Annotated in this window: 13 protein-coding genes and 1 tRNA gene; 3 read left to right on the top strand and 11 right to left on the bottom strand. The window is 41.4% G+C overall.

Annotated elements, in window-relative coordinates:
• Window positions 1–536: 536 nt before the first annotated feature.
• The 6 genes from NG821_RS05640 to NG821_RS05615 all read right to left on the bottom strand — a co-directional run bounded on the left by NG821_RS05640 (window position 537) and on the right by NG821_RS05615 (window position 12,302).
• Window positions 537–2,690 (bottom strand): alpha-N-acetylglucosaminidase, encoded by a 2,154-nt coding sequence (locus tag NG821_RS05640; RefSeq protein ID WP_252760684.1) that lies wholly within the window; start codon window positions 2,688–2,690, stop codon window positions 537–539.
• Window positions 2,691–2,712: 22 nt separating this feature from the next.
• On the bottom strand, window positions 2,713–4,293 hold the full coding sequence (locus tag NG821_RS05635) for a DUF6377 domain-containing protein (protein WP_252760683.1): 1,581 nt from the start codon (window positions 4,291–4,293) through the stop codon (window positions 2,713–2,715).
• A 268-nt stretch (window positions 4,294–4,561) separates the two neighbouring features.
• Window positions 4,562–5,626, bottom strand: a complete 1,065-nt coding sequence (locus NG821_RS05630; RefSeq protein WP_252760682.1) for a family 16 glycosylhydrolase — start codon at window positions 5,624–5,626, stop codon at window positions 4,562–4,564.
• A 112-nt stretch (window positions 5,627–5,738) separates the two neighbouring features.
• A complete protein-coding gene (locus NG821_RS05625) occupies window positions 5,739–7,616 on the bottom strand; it encodes a hypothetical protein (RefSeq protein WP_252760681.1) in 1,878 nt (625 codons plus the stop codon).
• Window positions 7,617–7,629: 13 nt separating this feature from the next.
• Window positions 7,630–9,153: a RagB/SusD family nutrient uptake outer membrane protein gene (locus NG821_RS05620; RefSeq protein WP_252760680.1), complete on the bottom strand. Its 1,524-nt coding sequence runs from the start codon at window positions 9,151–9,153 to the stop codon at window positions 7,630–7,632.
• A gap of 26 nt (window positions 9,154–9,179) precedes the next feature.
• Window positions 9,180–12,302 carry a SusC/RagA family TonB-linked outer membrane protein gene (locus NG821_RS05615; RefSeq protein ID WP_252760679.1) on the bottom strand — a complete coding sequence of 1,041 codons (3,123 nt, stop codon included), beginning with the start codon at window positions 12,300–12,302 and terminating at the stop codon, window positions 9,180–9,182.
• Between the two features lie 396 nt (window positions 12,303–12,698).
• On the opposite strand from NG821_RS05615, the gene NG821_RS05610 reads away from it, so the two are divergent.
• Window positions 12,699–12,770 (top strand) — tRNA-Arg (locus NG821_RS05610).
• A gap of 58 nt (window positions 12,771–12,828) precedes the next feature.
• A complete protein-coding gene (locus tag NG821_RS05605; protein ID WP_252760678.1) occupies window positions 12,829–13,632 on the top strand; it encodes an ADP-ribosylglycohydrolase family protein in 804 nt (267 codons plus the stop codon).
• A 143-nt stretch (window positions 13,633–13,775) separates the two neighbouring features.
• Here the strand turns inward: NG821_RS05605 and secDF are convergent, their stop codons facing one another.
• The 3 genes from secDF to NG821_RS05590 form a co-directional block, all read right to left on the bottom strand.
• Window positions 13,776–16,808, bottom strand: coding sequence for a protein translocase subunit SecDF (gene secDF, locus NG821_RS05600; protein ID WP_252760677.1), 3,033 nt, complete (start codon window positions 16,806–16,808; stop codon window positions 13,776–13,778).
• Window positions 16,809–16,954: 146 nt separating this feature from the next.
• On the bottom strand, window positions 16,955–18,082 hold the full coding sequence (locus NG821_RS05595; RefSeq protein WP_252760676.1) for an endonuclease/exonuclease/phosphatase family protein: 1,128 nt from the start codon (window positions 18,080–18,082) through the stop codon (window positions 16,955–16,957).
• Between the two features lie 63 nt (window positions 18,083–18,145).
• Window positions 18,146–19,159, bottom strand: a complete 1,014-nt coding sequence (locus tag NG821_RS05590; RefSeq protein WP_252760675.1) for a rhomboid family intramembrane serine protease — start codon at window positions 19,157–19,159, stop codon at window positions 18,146–18,148.
• 205 nt (window positions 19,160–19,364) lie between these two features.
• On the opposite strand from NG821_RS05590, the gene NG821_RS05585 reads away from it, so the two are divergent.
• Window positions 19,365–19,640 (top strand): HU family DNA-binding protein, encoded by a 276-nt coding sequence (locus NG821_RS05585; RefSeq protein WP_252760674.1) that lies wholly within the window; start codon window positions 19,365–19,367, stop codon window positions 19,638–19,640.
• Window positions 19,641–19,857: 217 nt separating this feature from the next.
• Here the strand turns inward: NG821_RS05585 and NG821_RS05580 are convergent, their stop codons facing one another.
• The gene (locus tag NG821_RS05580; protein WP_252760673.1) at window positions 19,858–20,661 is read right to left on the bottom strand and encodes a gluconate 5-dehydrogenase; all 804 of its coding nucleotides are present in this window, start codon (window positions 20,659–20,661) and stop codon (window positions 19,858–19,860) included.
• 34 nt (window positions 20,662–20,695) lie between these two features.
• On the bottom strand, window positions 20,696–21,541 hold the full coding sequence (gene kduI, locus NG821_RS05575) for a 5-dehydro-4-deoxy-D-glucuronate isomerase (protein WP_252760672.1): 846 nt from the start codon (window positions 21,539–21,541) through the stop codon (window positions 20,696–20,698).
• Between the last annotated feature and the right edge of the window lie 124 nt (window positions 21,542–21,665).

The raw sequence follows: 21,665 nt of genomic DNA, 5'->3' as shown, positions 1-21,665 counted from the left end.
ATAAATATAGATTTGCCTTTTTTATTGTTTCCATTTGAAAAGGAAAAACACACGAAGAATCGTGTTCAAAAGGCCAATTTCAGACTCTGTAGTATAATAATCCTCTGTCGACCACAAACTTACAAAATGGCAAGTCGGGACTCCGAAAATAATCTATAAGACAAAATGAGTTTGCAAAATGGTAAAAATGTAAGGTCTGCGGATGATTGGGAAGACAATATCAAAACTGATGCCACCTTGGACAAATGTTCAAAGAGGGATACGCCAAGTCAATGTGAGTTTGATAAGAAGTCATCCGATTAATTGGATGATGTTAAATTACAGTCAACTTGTGTTAACGAAAAAAGAGCGGATTAAGCATATTTTAGGCAAGATAATCGATATTTTTATCTTGCAGGGCAATTACAGCATATATGAGATCTAAAAGAAGGATATGGGTGCACGAACACTAAAACTGTCGAGACCTATTCGGCCTTGACAACACCTCTTTATATATTTGTTTATCCAATTATTATTTTGTCCGTATCCTTTATAGTTCAATAAGACCCAAAGGCTTTTACAAATACACCTTTTGCAACATCCACGGGACTTCCTACAACTGTTGACGCATATGTGTTGTGAGCTTTTACCCAAGGTTCAGCCATCGCATAATAATCCGGATTTCCCATTGGTTTTCCATCCATTACATTTCCCAACATTCTCAAATAAGCCTTCCACCGGGGATAATAGAAATCGCGAAGGACACCATTCCATTCCTTATGCGCATATTCTCTCAGACCGCCATCAATCGCTGCAGTCCTATTCCCCCATATTATGATCTGGACCCTGGCATTCCATTCGTAGAGATCCTTCTCCTCTGGAGTAGCGCCCAACTTCCGGGCAGACTGAATCCACGTCCCTACCCTGAATTCTCTGCGGGTCCCCAACAAACTGTCTTGCAGCAACAACAGATTCAAGAATTGACGGGAATCCTGATTAAAACTCTTCCTGTCGAAACTCTTGAAATCGGCCACTGTTCGGTTATATACAATTCTTGCATGATCTGCCAGGGCTTGCCGGACAATATCCACCAAGTCATATTCGAAGTTGTTATTTCCCTTATACTTATCTGCCACACTCAACATCAATCGGGCTGCTTCCTCTGTACTTGCAGGATCATAATAGTTCTGCATCCTACTCCAACTGGAAACCTGAAAACTGTTCAGTGAAGGCAGACTGCAGAATATGGACTCGTGAGGCCCTTCCTGGTCACTTGAAGCTGGACAATTGTAAATCCCATCAGCCAACAGTTTCCAAGCTTTCTGAATCGTTCTATCCCTAACGCCATAACGGGCAAAAACATAATCATTAACCCACGATATCTTATCAAATTTCTCACTCCGCCAAGGCAGTTCGGTCATAAGTTCATACATGACCGGATTATTCTCTATTCCTTCAGGGGTAAGTCCTATACCCTTCAGATGAGCAGCACTCGGATGGGTCTTCGCCAAATAGAAATGATCCAGCAATTCATCCATCCTGCCATACAAGCCTACACGTCCGCCAAAATTGAGCAACATGCAAAATAGCCAGTCATGCTGTCCGAAACCGCTCTTGCGGTACTTTCCAGGATACCATCCTGACAACTTCTCACTTTCCAGGTCAAGGACGAGAAAATCTCCGGGCTTCAGATCTTTCATCATTGCCTCACGAGGGTTTTCCTGCCAGCCTTGAGCTACCCAAACAGCTTTCGGGTTAACCTTCTTCATTGCAGCCATGATCGCCTTACCTGCTGAAGCGAGATCCATAGAACCGGTCTGCCCGGATTCGTGAAAAGGATCCATAGAATAGAAATCCGCCTTCCCGAACAGTTTTTCTTGCTCTTGATAATACATGGATGCTATCTTCTGAAAGCTCCGGTCTGTCGGTTGCAAGACAGAAGGACGGTGATAGCCGCACCAAAGAGGAAGTTCAGCAATATCGAGATGCAATTTCTTCCCTGCATTATGGGGGACCATACCTGCATAACCTGGGAATACAGGGCGCATGCCATACGCCTTCATCCGATCCAAAATCTTCTTCCCCAAAGACAGTCGGAAAACATACCATGAATCAGGATTGGGACCTCCCCAACCTTCCAGATTCCCCATTGCCCACCATGCCACAAAAGCAGGACCGGCAATAAAACTATTGATTTCTGCCTTAGTATACCCCAATCGATGGAGGAGATTATACCAGACACACTCCTCGCCCACAATATCCAAAGGCATATTGATGCCATGCAAAGCCATCCAGTCAATCTCCTGTTGCCACCTGTTCCAGTCCCAGAAAGCCATCGTATAAGAGAAAGTACAATAATTCAAATAATAGCGTTCTTTCAGAGTTGTCTCGTGTCGTTCAGGTTGTTTGACAGGAGGAAGAATCCGAGGCAATTTAGCTTTCATCCCGTTCCATGAGAGGTGTATGCCGGCATAGTATTTCAGGTACCAGTTGATGCCTGTAGCCACACAGATATAATTATTGCCGCAGACTTTTATCTTCTGTCCGGACTGACTGAGTTCAAAGTAATCTTCAAGTCCATCCTTCTTGATTTCGATGACAAACTTTTTTGATGCACCTTTATCTATCCGCTCCAAAAGTCCGGTGATCGGATTAGCGAAGGCCACAACTGGAAAAAGACACATTACAATAAATCCTATTAGTTTTTTCATTATTTGCTCACCTTTTAGTCGATCATCCGATTTGCTTCGGAAGACCTATTTCCTTAACATGCCTCTCAAAATTCTCACGATCACTTATAGCTCCATTTTTAACACGAGCACGATAATTATAGATCGTATTCACAGAATAGTTCAGAAATTCAGCGATTTTACTACTGTCCTCAATGCCGAGACGAATAAGAGCAAATATACGAAGTGGGGTATTTAATCTTGAAGGATCTGCTAATATAATACGACTTTCAGGACGAAGCAATGCATTGAATTCCTCTATGAAATTTGGGAACAAGCGAAAAAAGGAAGTATCAAAATTCGAGTATAGTTCTTTTAGTTCTTCCTCTTTCCATTCTATAGAACGAGTCTCTTCTAAGAGTTCAGGTATCTGACGATTTCTAAGACCACGATTGACATGCTTCCTGAACTTATCCATTTTTTCAATATATTCCGAACACATACTCTGGAAACGGCCTATATATTCTTCCTTCACTTTACTACTATCAGTTAATTTCTGATTAAGCACGGACAACTTGGTATTCGTTTTCGTTAATTCAAGATTTAAGGTAGATAGTTGTCCATTTATATCACGAAGATTACTTTGGGCGAGAGAGAGCCTCTTACGCTGGCGGTTAACAAAGAAAAGAGAAAGTAATAATAAAACAGCTAAAATACTAATCATAACTATCAACCAAAATAATTGGTAAGTTCTGCGTTCTATTAATAGTTTATAATTATTAGCGACAGAAGTCAGCAAAGGTGAAATCTGCCAATTACGTTGTCTTGAACCGAATTTAGCGGCACAACTACTTGCGAAACTAATATAACGATAAGACCGGTCAACCTCGCCTTGAACCATCATCTGATTAGCAATCTCCCACATGGAACCTTGATCCATGACTCCATTACGGACATCTGATAAAGCTGATTGGGTCAACCAATACATCATCTGTAGCGTATCCTTTTGAGCTTTATATTCAAGATAGCGATAGAGCGCCACTAAAGCGTAACGATGTGAACCCTTTTTTACTTGTCCTAACCAAGCTGTATTTAATGCCATAGAACGTTTTAGTTGATGCGCATTCATCAAATTCAATTCCTTTATCTGATAATAAGGGTCTGAATACGGCAATATATACTGAAACATCAGATTCTGAAAATATTTCGCTTTTTGGGCATACAATGCCCGAAAAGTTGCTAACTGGGCATAATAGCTTAATTCATTATATACATTATAGTATGCCCAATAATAGATGCCGCGTCCTTTACGAGTCAAATATTCTGTTCGCACACTGTCAAGGACATTAAATGCCTCTTGATACATTCCAGTCTTGGAACACTGCAAAGAAATCAAAGATCTATATTCTTCGGCCTGATTTCTATGCCCCATAGCTAACGCCAAATTTACACACTGATTAAGATGGAAAATCGCAGAATCATTGATAAAAGGAATATATTCATATGCCAAATCCCTATGTATAAGAAGACGTTCTGATAAACTTTGCGCTTTCTGCAGTCGACCATTGAGCTTTTTTATACGTTTCTGTCGGATAGAAACATAATAGTTTATATGTGCAATAGCATTATCCAGACCTTTGTACATAGGGTCCAAATTTATTTTCTTGGCACAACTCAATAGCGGGAAGAGCAGAAAAATCAGAAATAGCATTATCTTAACATGAAGATGCTTCATATCCGAGTACCTTTTGAAGCCATTTATACCAAGCCTCTCTAGCAAAACAACATAAACTGACAAATCAATGGTATTATCTAATGCAAAAGTACAATAAAAAGATAAGGGGACAAAATCTTCTTTAAGAAAATTTGTCCCCTTGACTGTCAAACGGTCATACAATTATTTCTATTTCATATTATTTCTTTTGAAATACTCTGATGTAATCCACTTCCATAGTAGTAGGTAAAATAGTTGGATCCACTCCCTGCTGACCTCCCCAACTACCTCCCCAAGCCAGATTTAAAATCAGATAAAAAGGATTGTCAAAAGGCCAAGCATCCTTACCACTTCCATCATTTTTATACGTCAATAATTCTGTATGGTCCACATAGAACGTCAAATGGTCAGAAGTCCATTCAAGACCATAAATATGGAAATCACTCTGCGCTGTAGAAACTGTTTGACGGGCGCTTTCAACAGCTGTTCCTCCATTATTATATTTCTTGCAATGGATTGTTGAGACAACCACATTTGGATCATATCCAACTTCTTCCATTATATCTATCTCTCCATCATCAGGCCAGGTCTTATTATTAACCGGCATCATCCAAAACGCAGGCCAAGTGCCCTTGCCTTTAGGCAACTTGATACGAGCTTCTATGTAGCCATATTTCCAACCTGTATTCCTACGGGCATAAAGACGAGCACTTTTTATGGTACCGTTATCATTTACCAGATTTATCTTCAATTTTCCGTCTGAAACCTGTGCCACCTGATCTTCCTGTACATAGTTTTGAAGTTCATTATTTACCCAACCTGCACCCTGTACTTCATAAGACCAGTCATTCCCTAACTTAGAACCATCAAACTCATCATTCCAAGCTAGAGAGTAACCCGGCAATGGAGATTGGATGTCAGAAGCCAAAGCAGCAGACTGAAGAATTTTAATACTATCACGCGTGCCTCCACACCAAACTATCACAGTTCCTCTTCGCTCTAATGGAGACTTATTAGCTAACACTTGAATAAGAAGGGTTGTATCCCGTGAAATGCTATTACCAGGAGTGACCGTCAACCAAGAATCATTAGTATAAGCTACGAAGTCATGACTGGTCTTTATTCCGACTCGAATAGTCTGTGCTGCCGTATCAACTGAGAAGGAGGTTTGCGTCAAAGAAACATCCTCGGTCGGAGACGCATATTTGGTATCCTCGTCACTATTACTGCAACTCGTGAATCCGAGTGCTGAGATTAAGAGCATGCTAAAAATCATTATCTTTTTCATTATTGTTTCCGATAAAATTAGGTTTATCATCTTTATTTTTAGGTCATTCAAGAGCAACCTTGGAACTTGACATGACTTCTAGTCTTAGTCACTTTGCCGATTTCTGAAAAACTATATTATAGACTTTCACCTGTTCACCAGCAGGGTTGCCACCAAAATCAAATACCAATTTCAAGGCTTTAGCAGCGCCATTAGGCAAAACTACGGCAGGGACTTTCAAAGTATATTCCTGACCAGCTAACAAATCGACTCTTTTCTGGAAATAGAAATTATCATCACTAGCAGTATCCGTCAATTTTACTGTTACACCTTTAATGTCCTTTGTCGGTAACAACTTACATGAGAAATCGTAATTCGTATCCGCATCGCCTGGAATAGTCGTAATAAGATGAACCTGTGCCTGCCATTGTTCTGAGGTTGCCTCAGACAGGTTGATTGTATATGTTCCCTTGTCAACCATCAACTCGGGATCAGCAATTTGAGTCCATCCTGGAGCATAATAGAAATACGTTGAAAATCCACTAGTGCCTTTATCATCCACATTCATTTTCCAAATATTCATAGGAGAATCATAAGTATAGACTGTTTTATCCTGATCTTCCTGAGGAGCCACAATTCCGTCACAAGCATGCTCCTGAAGATCTATGTCTGATATTGTCACTTTGGTACCGGCCTGATTCCCTCCAAAATCAAGTACAAGATCCACATGAGACATATCTAGACCAGGCATATCACTTTTATAGAATATATATGGCACAAAAGCCTTAAGTTTAATATTATCCAAAAAATAATAGGTGTCGTTATCTCCAGACTTAAAGAGTTTAACCGTTACATTGTCATGATCTTTTGTTGATAATAATTTTGCAGAGAAATCATAATGGTTAGCAACATTAGTAGTCATATCCGTATGAAAGAACATCTGAGCCTGCCATTGATCCGTTGTCGCTTCTGACAAAGTAACAGTATAAGCATTCCCGTTCGATTCCATTTTCGGATCTTGTATCTGGGACCATCCAGGAGCATAATAATAAGTATTTGTGAATTTACTATTCTTAAACAGATTACAATCGCTTAGAGCATTATAGCCTTGGAAGCCTTCATCAGAACAAGTTAAAATATAATGCCAAGCTATATTTCCATCATCCCATATTAAAACCATTTTGGTTCCAAGCAAACTCTCTATACGTAATTTCAGATCTCCCTTATAAGCATCATCGGCTGGAATATAAGGGAAAAGTGTACCTGCTGGCATGGTCATAAAGACGTCATTCCCTTCGGTACTTAAAGTATAGGTAGTCTTCTGTTTTTCCACCGGTACCATATAGTCCTCACTTTGATGATACTCTGGAAAAAGTGAACAACTCTTATTTACATAAACTGTTCCTCCTACTCCAGGGTCATAATTATAAATCCCATCCTTTGAAAACGTAATCCGGTCATCATATATCCCCTTATCGCTTTTTTCACCAGGAGAAGCACTGTATAAAGATGTGCCGTCAGTCCCAGAAGGACCATAAGCCAAATGCCCTGCCTCAGTAGAAGCTACCCGCCAAGTACCTGCTGCCAACATACTCTTCAAATTGTCATAATCTGTCAGAGTATTCTGAATATGAAAGGATGCTTTTCCCATCCCTTGTGACATACCGTTATGATTACCCACACGATAATAAATCAGATAATCACCAGCATTAGACCAAATCTTATTCAAAGGATTCAAAGTCGAATAAACAGGATTTTTTGTGACTTCTTTTCCATCTACAGGAATATACCATATTGGATAGATCCCATTACCTTCCATTTGAAAAGTTACATTATTCGTTGAGTCTGCTACACTTATTTTCACCTGGGCATCCTCAGCTAAAGGTAGTCCATTTTCGTCCAAACCATCATAAGATTCAGGAGAGCAAGATACCAATGCTCCAGCGAATATTAAACTTGCACTAATATATAAATAGAATTTCTTCATAAAAATATACGCTTTAATATTTATTTTGAGTTAACGTATTCTGAGCTGCATCAATCTCACTCTGTGGTATCGGCAGATATTTTTTACTCTCACTCCAAGAATTTGTCCGATAGCCATAAGTATCCGGTACAAGAACAGAAGCAGCCTTTCCTGTACGAATCAAATCCCAATAACGTTTACCTTCACCTACAAATTCAAGATGACGCTCTTCTACAATATTGTCAATAGTAGCAGCCTTATTATCTACTAGTCCCGCCCTATGATGCACTTGGTTCAAGTATTCCTGAGCCTGAGCAGTAGAACCGTTCGTACGAATCAATAATTCTGCTGCATTAAGCAAAGTCTCTGCATAGCGATAGATACGCAAATTATTATTGAAATTCAGGTCTGCATCGGCAATCTGTTTGGCATTGTTAGCAGTCTTGGCAATATATTTACCCAGGAAGAATCCGGTATCCTGATAACGCTTGGTATAGGACCCTTGACGAGCATCAAAGCAAGTAACATCACGACGCTTATCATCATTTGCAAATCTGTTATAGGTCTCCTCAGGAACAGGGCCAAATCCCCACCCGTTTTCAACACCTTCTGGACCAGTTTTCCAATCCGTAGGACTAATTAGGCGAGGCAATACCGTACCACCAGCAGCATTTACATTAGAATATGATCGAACTGCCTTATCGTCTTTATAGTTAATCTCAAAAATACTTTCTGAAGACCATTCTCCACTCTCTTCAAAAATATTTGAATAATTCGGATTCAAGGCATATAATCCACTATTTATAATTTCCTGCATATATTCAAGGGCCTTGGCATAACGGCTGTCATCATTTTGATACATAACCATTTCTGCATAAAGCATATATGCCATAGCCTGAGATACCCTGCCGAGATGTGTTTCATCCCATTTCATCGGCAGTTTTTTAGAATCAATTGCTTCCTCCAAGTCTTTGATTACAGCCGCATAAACATCATTTGCAGACTTTTGTTCGACAAGATATGGAGCATTGGGGTTAGTCATATAAAAAGGAATATTACCGTAAAATTTCCACAGTTGGCAATAATAAAAAGCTCTTAACACTTTGGCCTCCGCAGTATATTCGGATAAAGAGTCAGCAGACAGATTAGATTGATTCCAGCTAATATAGGTTATCATATTGTTTGCATTACTGACTCCCTTATAACTCTGATCCCATATCCCTGTCAAAGCATCACTGGAATTAGCTGTAGATGAATAATTGGCCATTTTGTGCAAAAATTGGTTATCGGAAATACCAGCTCCGCCTACCCAAATATCATCTCCCATTACATCACTACATAGATTAAGAGGAGCATATTGCTTACCATTCCAATCGTATTCACGCATGGGATTATATGTTGCCACTAAAGCTTCTGACAAATGGTCGTAGGTACTATAATATTCCTGAAGTGTCGCTTTGTCAGGCGGGGTTACATCTAAAAAACTATCCGAACACCCAGTCAGTCCAAGAAAGGTTACTGACAAGCAGCTCATTGCTATGATCTTATTTCGTTTCATAATATATTAATAATTTGGATAAATGATTAAAAACTGATATTTAGACCAATAGAAAAAGTACGGCTTTGGGGATAAACACCATAATCGACCCCCAAGGAGGTACCGCCAGAAGATATTTCAGGATCATAACCAGCATATTTTGTAAAAGTAATCAGGTTTTCTGCTGCTATAAAAACACGAAGCCTATCACACATAAACTTATGAGTAAAGTTTTTTGGAAGGGTATAACCTAACTCGATATTTTTTAATCTCAGATAAGAACCATCCGTGATATATAAGTCTGAACTTTGCCAGTTAGTTCCATCACCCACCACAAATCGAGGATATTTGTTACTTGTACCCTCACCTGTCCAACGATTCAACATATAAGAAGGCAAATTAGCAGGACGGATATCCGTGCGTCTTGTCGCATCATAAATATCATTGCCTATTGTCCCCTGCCACATCATCATGAAATCAAAACTATGGCAAGATGCATTAAAAGTTGTCCCATACGTCCAATCAGGCATACCCTTCCCGATCTTAGTCCGATCAGAAGCTGTAATAGCACCATCACCATCAACATCTACAAAGCGAACGTCACCTGGAACTGCATTCGGCTGAATCATCTCATTCTTAGCATTTTTATAATTTCTTACCTCCTCCATATTTTGGAATATCCCATTGGTCTTATATCCATAAAAATACGGGAAAGGCAGCCCATTCTGAGCACGTGTAATAGTTCCAGTATTCTGCATGGCATCTAATTCCAAGGAACCTGCAGAATTACCTAAATTTACAAGTTTATTATGAAGATAACTAGCATTTGCTTTCATCATAAAATTGAAATCAGACACACGGAACTTATACCCCATTTCAAATTCAACTCCTGTATTTTCCATATCCCCAACATTCCCTAGCGGTGCAGCCGATCCCACGTAAGAAGGAATAGGCATTGAGATAATCATACCACTTGTTTTTTTAACATACCAATCAACTGTAAAAGTCAGGGCATTACTGAGGAATCCCATATCCAGACCAATATCGGTTTGCTTACTCGCTTCCCATTTTAGATTAGGATTCGGCAAAGAGCCTGCCTGAACGCCATTGATTTCATTTTCATTTCGTCCGAAAACGCCATTATACCCTGATGCCGTCCAAGCAGCATATGTAAAATCACCAATATTATCATTACCATTCTTACCCCAGGAAAAACGAAGTTTCAAATTACTCAACCAATCTGGTGGCGCTAAATAAGGCTCATTGATAATATTCCAACCCAAAGAAAAGGACGGAAAAGTAGCGTAACGGTTATTCGCTCCAAATCTGGAACTACCATCACGTCGAATTGTGACCTGTGTCATGTAACGCTCATCATAATTGTAACTGACACGAAAGAAGCAAGAAGATAACCGATGCTCATAAGCAGGTCCTCCACTGGCTGACATTTGCCCTTCACTTTGTAGAGCACTGGTATTGTTCATATAAGGTTTATTCAAGTCTTTTAAATTCTGTAATTGCCCGGAGAGATTATATCCACTATTTTTAAAAGCACTTTGACCAACTACAGCATTAAAACTATGGCGACCATATTTTCTATCCCAAGTCAAAACGTTTTCGATCTGCCATACTGTTCCTCGATCACTATAAGAATGAGCATTGGTAATATCAGCTTTATTATTGCCAGAAAGATAATACTTCCGAGTATAACCATCTGCTCCCCAGAAAGAAAGATCAGCGCCATAAGATACACGATAGGAAAAGCCATATCCGAGATTTAGATTTGCTGCAAAATTAGCCACAAACTTATGACTCCAATTACCATCACCAGGAAGAGATAACATAGCCAGCGGATTATTCATTTCATTGTAAGACGCACCAGGGACAGTGTATAGATTACCATGTTTGTCGTAAATACCATATTCTTTGCCACCATATTGTTCCAATTGATTTTCTGCGTCAGTTCCACTGACTGTCGGAGTCAAGATTGGAGAAAGATAAAGTGCACTTCCTAAGACACTACCATATTGAGAATTTGCATCAATAGACTTACTTTGTACCCTAGCGTATGACAGATTAACCGTAATGTCCAATTTATTCAGCCAGTTGCGTTCATTAATAACATCAAAAACATTGTATTTCGTATTACTACGAAGTGTCAGTCTCCTGTAATTGCTTCTATCAAAATTGCCTCCTACAATACCGTCCTGATGATAATATCCCATCGAAAGGTAATAATTGACCCTATCAGAAGCACCACTGACATTTATTTCATGATTAATGACTGGTGCATCATTATTAAATACTTCTTTCTGCCAATCCGTTCCTTTTCCATATGAATAAGGATCCGCATAAATAGGACTCTGCCCTGCATTAACCAGTCCTTCATTCATCATTACAGCATATTCTGTTGCATTAAGGACATCGCGATGCCTCCATGGTCTCTGCCAGCCAGCAGAAAAATTATAATTGACACGAGGCTTTCCACTCTGTCCACCTTTTGTAGTCACGAGAACAACTCCATTGGCTGCTCGAGTACCATAAATAGCTCCCGAAGCAGCATCCTTCAGAACCTCTATACTTTGAATATCACTAGGGTTTAAATAATCAATACCTCCTTCTATAGGCATACCATCTACAATGTAGAGAGGATCGCTATCATTTATAGTTCCAATACCTCTAATACTGATTTTTGCTGCTGCCCCTGGTTGACCAGATGAAGAAGTAACTGTGACTCCTGCAGCAAGGCCTTTCAGGGCATTATCCACACGCACGGGATCTGTCCCTAACAGATCCTCTGCTGAAACTTTGGCAATTGAAGCCGTTACAACACTCTTTTTCTGTACTCCATAACCAATAACTACAACTTCATTTAATGCAGTAGAATTATCATTTAATACTATTTTTAATCCCGGAGCAGCTTTCACTTCCTTAGATTGGTAACCGATATAAGAAACGACCAATGTTGAACCTATATCAACCGAAACAGTAAAATGACCTTCCAAATCCGTAACACTGCCTTTCGATGTTCCTTTTTGAACAACTGAAGCGCCAATAATTGGATTCCCCTGATTATCTACAACACTACCTGAAAAAGTACGTTGCTGTGCAAAGCCAATTGTATTTGTGAGTAAAGTTAACAAGAAAAATATAAATCTTATCCGTTTCATACCGTGATGGTTTTAATAGTTATTATAACGATTTAAGGGTTTTCTCACTTTATAAAATTTTCATGGTACCCTCTCAATTAGGTCACAAAGATAGGAAACAATCTGTAATTTTTATTTATAAAGATAAAAAAAGTGGAAATAAGGAGTATCGAATAAAATGCAAGTTGCATGTAATCAAGTGATTATATGATTTTAACAAAGACAAATGAGTGGATAAAATATAACTCAATTATGTGTTATTCGATATCTGTACTTATAAAATGACTCAACCAGAATTCTTCTTTATCCTTCCAGTTAATGATTCTATTTCCATTATCCAAATCCAATCCTTGGAGAGAAAAATAAACCCAATTTTTGCACAACTCATAAAAATAGTTTACCTTTGCAGATGATGAGGGTTCCATAGTTCAATGGATAGAACGGAGGTTTCCTAAACCTTTGATCCGGGTTCGATTCCCGGTGGAACTACATTGAGCTGTTGCTCTTATGAAAGACCACAAAATCTAACCTCTAATTTTTTTTATTTATGCTCGGAGCTATTATAGGAGATATAGCAGGCTCTCGATTCGAAGGTCCTGATGCACCTGCTCCAAAAGCCGGTTTCCAGTTATTCGCCGACGACAAACGTTGTGGCTACACAGATGACACGATTACGACCGTTGCCATTGCTGATGCTATCCTGAAACATAAATCGTATCAGGACAGTCTGCGCTATTGGTGCCGAAAATACCCTCATCCTGTGGGAGACTATGGCGGGAAATTCCAGGATTGGCTGGAGTCGGATCACCCTCTGCCTTATGGTTCGTATGGCAATGGCTCGGCAATGAGAGTGAGTTCTGTTGGTTGGCTCTTCAATGACTACCATCAGGTCCTGGATGAAGCCAAGAAAAGTGCTGAATGCAGCCATAATTCAGAAGAAGGCATTACGGGGGCACAGTGTGTCGCTACCTTAATTTATTGGCTTCGCACCTGTCGAATCCGAAGAGACCAGATAGAGAATGCGGTAAAAAGAAATTTCGGTTATGAGATTCCCCCCTTGAAAGACATCAACAGGATTGGACGTACAGGACATTTTGATACGACCTGCAAGGAAACAGTACCGTGGGCTATACGATGCTTCCTGGAGAGCGAGGATTTCGAAGACGCCATACGAATAGCCATAATGGCTGACGGTGATACAGATACGAAAGCAGACATTACAGGAGCAATCGCCGAAGCTTATTATCAAGTCCCGAAAAATTTAGCGGGAAAAGCATTCGCATACTTACCCAAAGATATGCTGGATGTCATCGAGAAATTCTATACGACAATCCAAAGTTTTGTCATCTGAACGATGGTGACATGATATCAGTCCAAAATATTTGATACGCACCTCCACAACTCGTGGAAGGAAACAAGACTCCTAGGTATCAAATGAAATCAGCCCTCATTCCTTTCCGGAATGAGGGCTGATTTCATTTAAATACTAAAGGTTTATGCTTTGTCCTCAGCAAGAGCTGCAGCTGTAGCAGCCTCTGCCTGCTCATGAGCCTCCTTATCACGAATGTGCTTTCCCAAAACGAGATAAGCAACAGGAGATGCAATGAAGATAGAAGACAATGTTCCGAATATGACACCGAGTATCATTGCAAACGAGAATGAGCGGATGCTCTCTCCACCGAGGAAGAAGATACAAAGCAGTACGATCAAGGTAGCTGCCGATGTATTTACTGTACGGGCAAGGGTCTCATTGATGGAATCATTGAACAGTCCCTGCAAATCACTCTCAGCCTGTTGAGGATGCAACCTAAGATTCTCTCGTATACGGTCGAATACTACCACCTTATCATTCATAGAATAACCTATTACTGTAAGGATAGCTCCGATAAACGTCTGGTCCACTTCCAAAGAGAATGGCAGAATGCCCCAGAACAACGAGAATACTCCAATCACCAACAAGGCATCACAAGCCAAAGCGACAATAGATCCCAAAGAGAAGGCGACATTGCGGAAGCGAATCAAGATATAGAGGAAAATAGCAAATAATGCCAGCAAGACACTGATGACTGCACCGTATGTAATATCTTTAGCAGAAGAAGGTCCGACCTTCTGACTGCTGATAATACTTCCGCCTTGGCGGATATCAGGATTCTTGAATTTAGCCAGACTTGCCTGAGTAATCAGGTTGGCTTTCTTCAAACCTTTATACAAAACAGCCTCAGCCTGATTGTCTATATCCGGATCACTACTCTCAATTTCCCAGTTGGTAGATACTCGAATCGTCTTATGGTCTGTACCCAAAGCAATAGCCGTTGTCGTAGCCTTGGAACCATCCTTATTGACAAAGGCATTCTCCAGGACATCACGGACCTGTTCAGGCTCCACAGCTTTCTCAAAGGTGACAACATAGTTCCGACCACCCGTAAAGTCAATACTGCGACTCATACCACGGACTGCAAAACTGACGATGCAGACAACGAGTGCAATACCCCAGATAATACGACTCTTCTTAAAGGCAGCCATAAAGTGATAATGCGTATTCTGCATCAGGTTCTTGGAAACAGCCGTATAGAATTTTTGATGCTGCCAACGGTCATGCTTCATCTGGTGCTCATAAACCAAACGTGTCAAGAATACAGCAGTAAAGAATGAGCAAATCAGACCGATGATCCAAGTTGTAGCAAAACCACGAATAGGACCGGTTCCAACTGCCAGCAAGATGACACCCGTAATCAAGGAAGTCACATTACTGTCGAAGATAGCTGAGAACGCGGCTTTGTAACCCAGTTCTATAGCCTGCTTGATACCTTTTCCTCTTCGCATCTCCTCCCTGACTCGTTCATAAATCAGCACATTGGCATCGACGGCGGTACCCAACGTCAGCACGATACCCGCTATACCCGGCATTGTCAGAGCCGACTGGAATGATGCGAGAATACCCAAAGTAAAGAACAGATTGACAATCAGAGCGCCATTGGCGATCATACCAGGGATGACATCATACATCAAGCACATAAAGATCATCAGCAGTACAAATGCAATGATGAACGATACAAATCCCTGATGAATGGACTGTGCACCGAGAGAAGGACCGACGATTTCCTCCTGGACAATATGGGCAGGAGCAGGCATACGGCCAGACTTCAAAGTGTTTGCCAAATCTTTTGTCTCCTCAATGGTAAAGTTACCACTGATCTGAGAACTTCCACCGTCAATCTCCTGATTGACACGAGGAGCAGAATAGACAGAGCCATCCAAAACAATGGCAATTGCCTTTCCTATATTTGCTTTGGTCATCTGAGCCCAATCACGCGCACCTTCCGAATTCATCGTCATGCTCACGACAGGTTTGCTGAACTGGTCAAACTCATCTTTGGCATCAGTGATGACATCACCTTGTAACGGAGCTTGTCCGTTGGCTGTGGTCACCTTCAAAGCATATAATTCAAATACATTCTTGGCATTGACACCCTCAGCAGGTTTAGCACCCCAGAGCAATTTCAAATCACTGGGCAGGACTTGCTTTGCCAAAGAAGAATAGATAATGCGATCGACGGCAGCGGTATCACGTACATTGGCATATCCTACCAAAGCGAGAGACTGGGCACCAGTCAACTGTAAGCGAGCCAGCAAAGGATGCTGTCTGATAGCTGCAGCCGTTGCCGCTGTCTGTGAAGCCTGATTCTGGTTTCCAGCCGATTTCAGTTTGAACATCGGTTTAGCCACCTTGGCCACTTTCTTCTTGGCCACTTTCTTTTCTTTCTGCGATGTAGAATCTTTTTCTGCGACCATCCGCTGATCCAATTGCTGCAGGTAAGGAGCAATCTCTTCAGCATTATAAGTATCCCAGAATTCCAGATTAGCACTTCCCTGAAGGAGTTTACGGATACGTTCAGGTTCACGGATACCAGGCATTTCTACCATGATACGTCCTTCCTGACCTTGCAGTCTCTGAATATTAGGTTGGACAACACCGAACTTATCTATACGTGTACGAACGACATTGAAAGAGTTATCAATAGCGGACTGGACGCTTGAGCGAAGGACTTTCTCCACCTGACTGTCCGAGCTCTGTGGTGACACCTTCCCTTGCAGTTCCTGCGTAGAGAAGATCTCAGCCAATTTATGTCCGGGAGCATTCTTATGGTAAGCTTTGATGAAAAGAGAGATAAAATCACTCTGACTCTTTTCTTCCTCTGCCCTTGCTTCAGCCAAAGACTTGGTAAAGGCCGGATCAGTTTTATGATCAGCCAGCATTTCTACGACATCAGGGACAGAAACTTCGAGAACGACGTTCATACCCCCTTTCAAGTCCAAGCCAAGGCCAATCTGAGTCTCCAGACAGTTCTTATAGGAATAAATGCCCAGATACTTTACAGAGTCTTTATAATCCTGCGCGGCAATAGGGTCTTTAATCTTCGCCGCCTGATAGTCATAATAGCTCGTGGCTACAGAGAACGACAGGTAGAAGATACTTGCAAGCGTCAGCAAGACGGCTATACAAATTACTAATCCTTTGTTATGCATTTTTTAATTTATATTATTAATTATTGTTTTTCCTATGGACTGATGAATATCATCCCTTTCCGGCATGGACACAATACCAGTCAGACGTGCAAAATTACGTATTTTTTGGCATTTATAAAAATTTAAAGCCCTTTATTATTCATTTTTTAGTGTTTCGTTGCCTTTAGCCCCTTATTTTCATCTGACTGACCTTGAAAGGCCCCTTTCGGACTCAGCCAACAGTAAATGGGATAATGGTCTGACTCTTTGATCCGACGATCGACTTTCGCCTGATATGGACGCCAGTCTGAAGAACACAGAATATGATCTATCCGGAAGAGCATGCCACTCCTATGATAACTCAATCCCGGTCCATTTCCGGTCGCGACATAGCAGTTGACCAAGTCTTTCGAAATCTGATAAAGGGAATAAGAAATAGGATTGTCATTGAAGTCTCCACAGACGATAACGGATCGCCCTTTCCTTTGCTCTGAGATAAACCGGCACACCGAGTCCACCTGAAGTGCACGGATAGCAGCTGCTGAGGACAATTTGTCGATCAACCGGTCTGATTTCTCCGGACCGCCTTTGGCAACAATGCCCCCTTTGACAAGGTTCTTAAAGTCCGCCTTATCCTCAGGGTCGAGTTTATTAGATTCGAAATGGTTATTGACGACAAGGACCTCCCTGCCCTTGATATTCAGGACGCAGGAGATACTCATATTCCCTTTAGAGGGATAAGGGATGATTCGCTTGTGGCTCATGGGAAACTTGCTGTATATCGCTATCCGGTCACCACTCCCGCTCTTGGTTTCATAATAGGAATAGGGGTAGATCTTGCTAAAAATGGCATTTGCAGAATCAGCGTCCAAGCCGTTTGCTTCCTGCAGGCAGACCAAGTCTGCCTTTGACGAGGCGATATAACGGATGACAGGATTGGTGGAAGCCGTATCAGGTCTAGGCGGGAAAAGCCCATATTGCTCCACATTATACGACAACACTTTAATATTATCCTTGGGAATATCCAAAGGCCAGTTAAAAGGCGTATAACGCCGTACAGGACCGAAACACAGCAGAAAACCGATGACCGGGATGATCGCTTCACGGACACGGAAGATCAGCCAGAAGAACAGAAAGAGCAAATTAAAGAACAGGAAAATGCAAAAAGCCATCCCCCCACAAGCCAGCACCGGATGCGACACAGGATCTATCCGGTCAGAATAACCGGTCATCAACATCATCAGTATCGTTGCCACATTAGCACCTGCAATGACCTGAAGCGTAAATTTCTTCATCTTTTTACCAGCCATCTCTTTTTAATAATCCGAAAACAACCCTTGAGACACGACAATCATCTCCTATTTATGATTACTCTCATCGAACAGTTCCTGCTTTTCTTTTGTCGTCAAACTGTCATAACCGCTCTTTCTGATTTTATCCAGGATACGGTCGATTTCTTCCTGATGAGCTTTCTTGCGAGCATTATAGTTCCAGTCCCGGTTTTCTTCTGCAGGCTGTGATGATTCCGGTTTTTGCTTATGCTTCCAATGGAAGCCGAATTTGCTTTTCTCGGTTTTCTTTTTTCCGAAACCACTGCCAAAACCGTTGCCCTGAGTTGAGAAACCTCCACCATTTCTATTGCCTGAACGATTCCTACCTCCAAAGATGTTCCTCACTCTATCAAACGCTTCCTCACCATTCGACATGCCACCTTGTCGTCCGGGATGCTTGTTCCAATAGCGGATCATCAGGAATCCGAAAAGCATACCTCCCAGATGTGCGAAGTGCGCGACCTGATCACCCGGAGTGGCCAAGGCAGAAAAGAGTTCGATGGCCACATAAGCGATGACAAACCATTTCGCTTTAATCGGAACAGGAAAAGGAAAGATAAATATCTTCTCATTAGGCAGCAACATCCCGAAAGCCAGTAAGACGGCATAGATGGCACCTGAAGCGCCAACAGTTGTCATGGCATTCAAGTCACTCGGACTCACCATGCTCAAGGTATAGCCCATCGATTGAAGTTGGACCGTAAGGGAAATATATTGTGCCAACTCCTGGCAAAGTCCCGCACCTACACCGCAAGCCAGATAATAAAAGAGGAACTTCTTGGCCCCCCAGATATTTTCCACTACGCAGCCGAACATCCAAAGTGCGAACATATTGAAAAAGATATGCTCGATATTGGCATGCATAAACATATAGGTAACCAACTGATAAATATGGAAGTCAGAGGCCTTGAAGAAATGAAGTCCTAATATATTATTCAGAATCAAGTTACCACTGGGATCGTGACCGTATAGCACACAAGCCAGGAAGGCAAGTATATTCAGAATCAGCAGATTCCTCGTAACTCTCGGTGTATGAAACATAAATCGTCGTCTTATTGATATTACAACCGCAAAATTACGAAAAATATCCATTAAAACACCTTTAAAGAGACGGTTTTAGGGCTTTTTTTCTTAAATTGGTCATTTTTTTTATCTTTTTGTTTGAGATATCAAATCTCTTTCCTATATTTGTCGGAGATTTTAGGATAAATCATTATTTATTAATTAATTAAATATATTTTAGGTCATGAATAAAACAGAATTAATCGACAAGATCGCCGCTAAGTCAGGGTTAAGTAAATCTGACTCTAAAAAAGCACTTGACTCAAGTATTGAAGTATTGAAAGAAGCTCTTGCCGCAAATGACAAGGTCCAGCTTGTAGGCTTCGGCACATTCAGTGTGAATGAGCGTCCTGCACGTCAAGGTATCAACCCTGCTACAAAGCAGAAGATTGAGATCGCTGCCAAGAAAGTAGTGAAATTCAAGGCTGGTGCTGAATTATCAAGCGTTGTCAACAAATAATTTTTCCAAAAAAGAACGTTTCAATTGAATCGTGTCTTTTTTGCAGTTCAAGAATGATAGGACTGGAAGATCGTTCAAGACTTACCAGTTATCCATTTAAAAAACACACAGATAACTTTTAGTATTAAACCACAATGGTATCTGGGCATTAATAATCCCCTACAATGGGCAACCATTATAGGGGATCATTTTATTTATGCACAGAGTATCGCACCCATCAAGGTTGTTTCCCGATATAAGCCAAGATGCCGCCATCGACATAAAGGATATGTCCATTGACGAAATCAGAAGCATCTGAAGCCAGGAACACAGCTGGTCCCATCAGGTCCTCAGGCGTACCCCACCGGCCGGCAGGAGTCTTGCTGATAATAAAGCTATCAAAAGGATGACGGCTTCCGTCAGCCTGACGCTGTCTCAAAGGAGCCGTTTGAGGCGTAGCAATATAACCCGGGCCTATCCCATTGCACTGGATATTGGCAGCACCGAACTCAGAGCAGATATTACGGGTAAGCATCTTCAGGCCCCCCTTTGCTGCAGCATAGGCAGAAACAGTCTCTCTACCGAGTTCGCTCATCATCGAGCAGATATTGATGATCTTACCATGGCCTTTCTTGATCATTCCGGGGATAACGGCCTTACTGACAATAAAAGGAGCATTCAAGTCAATATCCACGACCTGACGAAAATCGGCAACAGACATCTCCAGCATAGGAATACGCTTGATGATTCCGGCATTGTTGACCAGGATATCAATCGTTCCCAGTTCTTTTTCGATCTTGGCGATCAGATCTTTCACCTGTCCTTCATCGGTACAGTCAGCAATATACCCTTTGGCATCGATGCCCTTAGCCTTGTAATCAGCCAGCGCCTTATCCAGATGCTTCTGTGAGCGGCAGTTGAAGGCGATCTTTGCGCCTGCCTTGGAGAAAGCCTCAGCAATAGCGAAACCTATGCCATAGGCGGCACCGGTAACAAGGGCGACTTTACCCTCCAATGAAAAGTTTTTAGAAAATGTATCCATCCTTCTAAGTTTTAATGATATGTTTAACGAGATATTATTTCAAGTCTGTAATCGCAAAGAAATCCTGATCACCATAATCGAGGTTTTCACCTCCCATGCCCCAGATAAAAGTATAGTTGTGCGTGGCAGCAGCTGAGTGGATGCTCCATTCCGGAGACAGAACGGCCTGATGGTTTTTCATCCAGATATGACGTGTCTCATGGGGTTGTCCCATCAGATGACAGATACCCTGGTCTTCAGGAATTTCGAAATAGAAATAAGCTTCCATTCGCCTACTGTGAATATGGGCCGGCATCGTGTTCCAGACACTTCCCCGATTCAGTTCTGTCATCCCCATCTGCAACTGGCAAGTAGGCAAGACCTGATTGACAATCATCTTATTGATCGTCCGCTCATTGCTCATGTCCAAGAAACCCAGATGGACCTGCAATCCGTCAGTCTTCGTAATTTTCCGACAAGGATATTCTTTGTGTGCGGTCGTACTGTTGAAATAGAACAAGGCAGGTTTAGTGGCATCTTTGCTGGAGAAAGTGATCTGGCGGTCACCACGGCCGATATATAAGGATTCCTTATAACCGAGCGTGAAAGTCTCATCACCCACTTTTACGACACCTTCACCTTGTCCCACATTATAGACGCCTATCTCCCGACGGGTAGTGAAGAACGGAGCCTTCAAAGGTTCTATGGCTTCCAGCAAAAGAGTTTCCTTAACAGGCATGGCCCCCCCGACAATCATCCGGTCATACATCGAATAGACCATATTCACCTCATTCGGGACAAACAATGTCTCTATCAGAAATTCTTTTCTCAGACGAGTGGTATCATAATTCTTTGCATCCAGAGGATGGGAGGCATAACGCAATTCATAATTAGTTTTCATTGGCTTCAAGTTTGTTTATTCATAGCAAGACAGGCATCAATCATTTACAATCAATTGTAGACGGATCCCTGCAATTCCATGCAAAGATAGACAAATAAATGAGAAAATGCAAAAGAAATCATCA

Origin of the sequence: Segatella cerevisiae, assembly GCF_024054555.1 — a bacterium.
GTDB lineage: Bacteria > Bacteroidota > Bacteroidia > Bacteroidales > Bacteroidaceae > Prevotella > Prevotella cerevisiae.
Note: the sequence above shows the minus strand (reverse complement) of the source record. Positions and strands in the feature narration are given on the sequence as shown.

Excerpts from the sequence above, each read along its gene's own strand:
- NG821_RS05590 (WP_252760675.1), bottom strand. The coding sequence starts at position 19,159 with ATGTTTCATACACCGAGAGTTACGAGGAATCTGCTGATTCTGAATATA.
- NG821_RS05615 (WP_252760679.1), bottom strand. The coding sequence starts at position 12,302 with ATGAAACGGATAAGATTTATATTTTTCTTGTTAACTTTACTCACAAAT.
- NG821_RS05635 (WP_252760683.1), bottom strand. The coding sequence starts at position 4,293 with ATGTACAAAGGTCTGGATAATGCTATTGCACATATAAACTATTATGTT.
- NG821_RS05620 (WP_252760680.1), bottom strand. The coding sequence starts at position 9,153 with ATGAAACGAAATAAGATCATAGCAATGAGCTGCTTGTCAGTAACCTTT.
- NG821_RS05595 (WP_252760676.1), bottom strand. The coding sequence starts at position 18,082 with ATGAAGAAATTTACGCTTCAGGTCATTGCAGGTGCTAATGTGGCAACG.
- NG821_RS05580 (WP_252760673.1), bottom strand. The coding sequence starts at position 20,661 with ATGGATACATTTTCTAAAAACTTTTCATTGGAGGGTAAAGTCGCCCTT.
- NG821_RS05630 (WP_252760682.1), bottom strand. The coding sequence starts at position 5,626 with ATGCTCTTAATCTCAGCACTCGGATTCACGAGTTGCAGTAATAGTGAC.
- NG821_RS05625 (WP_252760681.1), bottom strand. The coding sequence starts at position 7,616 with ATGAAGAAATTCTATTTATATATTAGTGCAAGTTTAATATTCGCTGGA.
- kduI (WP_252760672.1), bottom strand. The coding sequence starts at position 21,541 with ATGAAAACTAATTATGAATTGCGTTATGCCTCCCATCCTCTGGATGCA.
- NG821_RS05585 (WP_252760674.1), top strand. The coding sequence starts at position 19,365 with ATGAATAAAACAGAATTAATCGACAAGATCGCCGCTAAGTCAGGGTTA.
- secDF (WP_252760677.1), bottom strand. The coding sequence starts at position 16,808 with ATGCATAACAAAGGATTAGTAATTTGTATAGCCGTCTTGCTGACGCTT.
- NG821_RS05640 (WP_252760684.1), bottom strand. The coding sequence starts at position 2,690 with ATGAAAAAACTAATAGGATTTATTGTAATGTGTCTTTTTCCAGTTGTG.
- NG821_RS05605 (WP_252760678.1), top strand. The coding sequence starts at position 12,829 with ATGCTCGGAGCTATTATAGGAGATATAGCAGGCTCTCGATTCGAAGGT.